Raw genomic sequence first — 5,155 nt, 5'->3', positions numbered from 1 at the left:
CCCTACCCCCACCCCCAACCGACTACACCAGCCCCGGCCCCCGCACCGGAATGCTCGTGAACGTGGGCGCCGGCGCCGGATCCTTGAAGAAGTCGTTGCCCTTGTCGTCCACGACGATGAACGCCGGGAAGTCCTCGACCTCGATCCTCCACACCGCCTCCATCCCGAGCTCCTCGTACTCGACAACCTCGACCTTCTTGATGCAGTCCTGCGCAAGCCGCGCGGCCGGCCCACCGATCGACCCGAGATAGAACCCACCGTGCGCGTCACACGCGCTGGTGACCTGCGCCGACCGATTCCCCTTCGCCAGCATCACCTTGGACCCCCCCGCCGCCTGGAACTGCTCGACGTACGAGTCCATGCGCCCGGCCGTGGTCGGCCCGAACGACCCGGACGCGTACCCCTCAGGAGTCTTCGCCGGCCCGGCGTAGTACACCGGGTGGTCCTTGAGGTACTGCGGCATCTCCTCGCCCGCGTCCAGCCGCTCCTTGATCTTGGCGTGCGCGATGTCACGCGCCACGACCAGCGGCCCGGAGAGCGACAACCGGGTCTTGACCGGGTACTTGGTCAGCTCGGCGAGGATGTCGTCCATGGGCTGGTTGAGGTCGATCCGCACCACATCACCCGACTCGTCGAGGTGATCGTCGGTCGTCTCGGGCAGGAATCGCGCCGGGTCGGTCTCCAACTGCTCGAGGAAGACGCCCTCGGCGGTGATCTTCGCGACGGCCTGCCGGTCGGCCGAGCAGGACACGGCGATGGCGACGGGACACGAGGCCCCGTGCCTGGGCAGCCGCACCACGCGCACGTCGTGGCAGAAGTACTTGCCGCCGAACTGCGCGCCGATCCCGATCCGCTGCGTCAGCTCGAAGACCTTCTCCTCCAGCTCCTTGTCCCGGAAACCGTGCCCGAGCGGCGACCCCTCGGCCGGGATCTCGTCGAGGTAGTGCGCGGAGGCGTACTTGGCGGTCTTGAGCGCGTACTCGGCGCTCGTGCCACCCACCACGATCGCCAGGTGGTACGGCGGACAGGCGGCCGTACCCAGCGAACGGATCTTCTCCTCCAGGAACTTCATCATGGAGGCCTCGTTCAGGACGGCCTTCGTCTCCTGGTAGAGGAACGACTTGTTGGCCGAGCCGCCGCCCTTGGCCATGAAGAGGAACTTGTAGGCGCCGCCGTCGGTGGCGTACAGCTCGATCTGGGCCGGCAGGTTGGACCCGGTGTTCTTCTCCTCCCACATGGTGAGGGGAGCCATCTGCGAGTAACGCAGGTTCAGGTTCAGATACGCGTCGTAGATGCCCTGGGACAGGGCTGCCTCGTCGCCGCCCGACGTGAGGACGTTCTGCCCGCGCTTGCCCATGACGATCGCCGTGCCGGTGTCCTGGCACATGGGAAGCACGCCCGCCGCCGCGATGTTGGCGTTCTTCAGCAGGTCCAGCGCCACGAACTTGTCGTTGCCGGACGCCTCGGGGTCGTCGATGATCCGCCGCAGCTGCGCCAGGTGGGCCGGCCGCAGATAGTGCTGGATGTCGTGGATGGCCTCGGTGGCGAGCTTGCGCAGCGCCTCCGGCTCGACCTTGAGGAACGTGCGCCCGTCGGCCTCGAAGGTGGAGACACCCTCGGAGGTCACCAGCCGGTACGGGGTGGTGTCCTCTCCCATGGGGAGCAGATCGGTGTACGCGAACTCAGGCATCTCGCCCATTCCTCACTCGATGAAGACAGCGGCCTGCCTTCGTTGGCGGGCGCCCACCAGCGTATGACTTGCCGGGGCGCGCGAGCTTGTTAGGTAAGACTCAGTACTCACACCCCTAGTCGCGATCTATCGCGTTTGGGTACGCTGCTTCCGTGGACCTTCAGAAGCAACCCGAACCACGCACGGCCGAACCACGCACGGCCGAACCACGCACCGCGGAACTCCGCGCCTCGGACGCCGACCGCGACCGCGTCGCGGACCTCCTGCGTGAGGCACTGGCCGAGGGCCGCCTCACGCCCGACGAGCACGCCGAGCGCGTCGAGGGAGTGCTGAGCGCCAAGACGGTCGGCGAACTGGAGGTCTTCGTACGGGACTTGCCCGCCGGCCAGCAGCCCTACCCGCCCTATCGGCCGTACCAGCCCCACGCGGCCGCGGCCCGCGGCGAGGGGTGGGGGCACGCCCCCGCACCCAACTACCCCGCCCCGGGCGCGATCCCGCTCGACCCCGACGACAACGTTGTGGCGGTCTTCAGCTCCGCCGCCCGCAGGGGCCGCTGGCGCGCGGGCCGCCGGGTGCATGTGTACGCGATCTTCGGCAGCGTCGAGATAGACCTCAGCGAGGCGATGTTCGAGTACCAGCAGGTCGTGATCAAGGCGATCTCGGTGTTCGGCAGCGTCGAGATCCGCGTCCCGGAGAACGTCTCGTTGCGCGGCACCGGCGTCGGTGTGCTCGGCAACTTCGAGGTGCACACGCTGGATTCGGGCGAACCCGACGCACCCGTGGTCTATGTGGACGGACTGGCGATACTCGGAAACGTCGACGCGAAGCCCCGGCGGGGCAAGCTGATCGAGGACATCCTCGACCGTGTCTCCCAGAAGGTCTCCCGCAAGGTCGACACGGGGTTGCGCAAGCACCTGGACCGTTGACGGCGGTGAGGTCGGTCGCATCCATCCCAGCGGTCGGGAACTCAGTGCATAGGCGCGCGCACAGCGGGTAGGGCTTGCTGCATCGTCTCTTGGAGGGTGCCGTGGGCTTCACGCGGAACCCAGTACGCCCGGCGCGCGCGCACCTCGCGATCGCACGCCCCGGACGTACCGGACCCGTCGCCCCGGTCCACGTGGGCCCCACGGCTCCCTCCAGCTCGCGAAGAAGCCGTCGTCAGGAGTAGACCGTGCTGCAACCGCCGCATTCGTCCCTGCAGGTCGCTGCCGTTCCGCCCCAGCGGGTGCCAGTGCGAGATAGGGATCAGGACGCCCCGTGGCACACCGAGGCGGTGTGCCGGCGCGACGAGGCGGGTCTCTTCTTCGCCCCCTCCAAGGAACCGACCGCGGCCCGCCTCTCCCGGGAGGAGGCGGCCAAGCGCGTGTGCGGGGGCTGTCCGGTCATGGTCGAGTGCCGCGAACACGCCCTGCTGCAACCCGAGCCGTACGGAGTGTGGGGCGGCCTCACCGCCGCCGAACGCCGCGTGGTCCTGGCCAGGCGCCGCCGCCGCGAAATGGAACTCAAGAAGACGACCCACGACACGATAGCCGCGGCGGGCTGACGCGACCCGGCCATGGAGAAGGGGGCGCCTCTCCGCACAGAGAGCGCCCCCTTCTTCGGTCAGGAAGCGCTGACCTACTTGGCGCGATCGAAGTCGATCGCGCTGTACGCCCGCAGCTTGCTGAGCCGGTGCTCGGACGAGATCTGCCGAACCGTCCCCGACTTCGACCGCATCACGATCGACTCGGTCGTGGCCGTCTCCGACCGGTAACGAACGCCCCGCAGCAACTCGCCGTCGGTGATCCCGGTCGCGACGAAGAACACGTTCTCACCGGAGACCAGGTCGTCGGTCAGCAGGACGCGGTCGAGATCGTGCCCCGCGTCCACCGCCCGCTGCCGCTCCTCGTCGTCCTTGGGCCACAGCTTGCCCTGGATGGTGCCGCCGAGGCACTTCACGGCGCAGGCCGAGATGATGCCCTCGGGCGTACCGCCGATGCCCAGCAGCAGATCGACGCCGGTGCCCTCGCGCAGGGCGAGGATCGAACCGGCCACGTCGCCGTCGGAGATCAGCTTCATCCGCGCGCCGGTCTCGCGGATCTCCTTGATGATCCCGACGTGGCGCGGCCGGTCGAGGATGACGACGGTGACGTCCTCGGGCGTGACCCGCTTGGCCTTGGCGACCCGGCGGATGTTCACCGCCACGGGCGCGTTGATGTCGACGAAGTCGGCGGCGTCCGGACCGGTGACCAGCTTGTCCATGTAGAAGACGGCGGACGGGTCGAACATCGACCCGCGGTCGGCCGCCGCCAGCACGGCGATGGCGTTCGTCATGCCGTTGGCGGTCAGGGTCGTACCGTCGATGGGGTCGACGGCGATGTCGCACTCCGGCCCTGTCCCGTCGCCGACCTGCTCCCCGTTGAAGAGCATGGGCGCCTCGTCCTTCTCGCCCTCACCGATGACGACGACGCCGTTCATCGAGACGGTCGAGACGAGGGTGCGCATGGCGCGCACCGCGGCACCATCGGCGCCGTTCTTGTCACCGCGGCCGACCCAGCGGCCCGCCGCCATCGCGGCGGCCTCGGTCACTCGGACGAGTTCCAGGGCGAGGTTGCGGTCGGGAGCCTCGGAGGGGACTTCGAGTTCGGACGGCAGATGATGATGCTCGGTCATCGAGACGCACCTTTCTGATACGGCGACGGCCGGACGAGGGTGTTGGCCATGACTCTATCGCCAGACGGACAGAATGAGCAGGGAGCCCCACGGATGAGCGGACTGGTGCACCTGCGACGATAGGGAGCGTGGCAGGTGCGAACGGCAAGAACGGCAAGCAGAAAACGGCCCGGGACATGGTTCTTTCCCTGGCCGTCATCAGTCTCGCGGCGGGAGTCATCTACCTCTTCCTCCCGCACGACGACTCCGCTCCCGACCTCAAACGGGTCGACTACCGCGTCGAGTTGCTGACGGCTCGCCGCGCCGCGAGCTACCCGGTGGCCGCGCCCCAGGGCCTGTCGGCCGACTGGAAGGCGACCTCGGTGCGCTTCTCGGGCGCGAACTTCGACGCGTGGCACCTCGGTTTCCATGACTCCGAGGGCGATTACGTGGCGGTGGAGCAGTCCGCTCAGAAGCCCGCCGTCTTCATCGACGAGGCCACCCAGAGCGCCCGGGAGACGAAGGTCACCCAGCGGATAGGGGACGCAACGTGGACGCGGTACGAGGGCGGGCGGTACGACGCGCTGGTCCTGCGTGAGAAGGGCTCCACGACGGTGGTGACGGGCACGGCGCCGTTCGACCGCCTGACGAAGATGGCCCAGGCCCTGAGGACTTCGTAGGAAACCCGGCAGCAGCTAGGGCAGTACGCACGACTGAGGCCCCCGGCGGTTTTGGGACACTGTTGGCGAATCCGGGGCCCTGAACGTGACGTCGGCCTTCGCGACCCGTTGTGGTCGTGAAGGCCGACGTTGTGTTTTGGGGAGGGTGTCGGTG

5 protein-coding genes are annotated in these 5,155 nt (G+C 68.3%); 3 read left to right on the top strand and 2 right to left on the bottom strand.

All coding sequences use genetic code 11. From position 1 onward, the window contains the following. Positions 1–22 precede the first annotated feature (22 nt). Positions 23–1,690: a fumarate hydratase gene (locus ADL01_RS16805; protein WP_053742810.1), complete on the bottom strand. Its 1,668-nt coding sequence runs from the start codon at positions 1,688–1,690 to the stop codon at positions 23–25. A gap of 152 nt (positions 1,691–1,842) precedes the next feature. Between ADL01_RS16805 and ADL01_RS16800 the strand changes: the two genes are divergently transcribed. Together ADL01_RS16800 and ADL01_RS16795 are read left to right on the top strand one after the other, a co-directional pair. Beyond that, entirely contained in the window at positions 1,843–2,616 is a 774-nt protein-coding gene (locus ADL01_RS16800; protein ID WP_053742809.1) for a DUF1707 SHOCT-like domain-containing protein, read from the top strand. A gap of 245 nt (positions 2,617–2,861) precedes the next feature. Then, complete coding sequence (locus ADL01_RS16795; protein WP_078960574.1) at positions 2,862–3,233, top strand: WhiB family transcriptional regulator; 372 nt, start codon at positions 2,862–2,864, stop codon at positions 3,231–3,233. 74 nt (positions 3,234–3,307) lie between these two features. Here the strand turns inward: ADL01_RS16795 and glpX are convergent, their stop codons facing one another. After that, complete coding sequence (gene glpX, locus ADL01_RS16790) at positions 3,308–4,342, bottom strand: class II fructose-bisphosphatase (protein WP_053742807.1); 1,035 nt, start codon at positions 4,340–4,342, stop codon at positions 3,308–3,310. A gap of 128 nt (positions 4,343–4,470) precedes the next feature. Between glpX and ADL01_RS16785 the strand changes: the two genes are divergently transcribed. Beyond that, positions 4,471–5,001 carry a DUF4245 domain-containing protein gene (locus ADL01_RS16785; RefSeq protein ID WP_078960573.1) on the top strand — a complete coding sequence of 177 codons (531 nt, stop codon included), beginning with the start codon at positions 4,471–4,473 and terminating at the stop codon, positions 4,999–5,001. Positions 5,002–5,155 lie beyond the last annotated feature (154 nt).

The sequence above is a fragment of the Streptomyces sp. NRRL WC-3618 genome (assembly GCF_001280005.1).
In the GTDB taxonomy this organism is placed as follows: Bacteria; Actinomycetota; Actinomycetes; order Streptomycetales; family Streptomycetaceae; genus Streptomyces.
The sequence above is the reverse complement of the archived record's forward strand: the minus strand, read 5'-3'. Positions and strand labels throughout refer to the sequence as shown.

What these genes read in the sequence shown, in the direction of transcription:
- ADL01_RS16805 (WP_053742810.1), bottom strand. Translation starts at nt 1,690, where the DNA reads ATGCCTGAGTTCGCGTACACCGATCTGCTCCCCATGGGAGAGGACACC.
- glpX (WP_053742807.1), bottom strand. Translation starts at nt 4,342, where the DNA reads ATGACCGAGCATCATCATCTGCCGTCCGAACTCGAAGTCCCCTCCGAG.